A 211-nucleotide genomic window follows, 5' to 3' on the forward strand; every position below is an offset into this window, starting at 1 on the left:
TAGAACGAAGTGTTTATAATCGTCGCAAAAGAAGACTTTCTGATAGTATAAATGAAATTCGTTTGAAGTTAGTTCAACATTTTTAATGAGTTTGAAAATTACTTTATCATCGACAGTATGCCTTTAGAAGTTTTTAAACTTTCCAGAAGCAACACCTCAAAAATATGTAAAGAGATGGAATATTGCTATCCAAATAGAGGATTTTGTGCTT

At 29.9% G+C, this 211-nt stretch carries 1 pseudogene; it reads left to right on the forward strand.

Going from position 1 to position 211, the window contains the following annotated elements:
• A pseudogene (locus AC23MB_RS14600) lies at window positions 1-211 on the forward strand (IS982 family transposase); the annotation flags it as partial.

It is taken from the genome of Soonwooa sp. T0.1_25 (assembly GCF_057652215.1).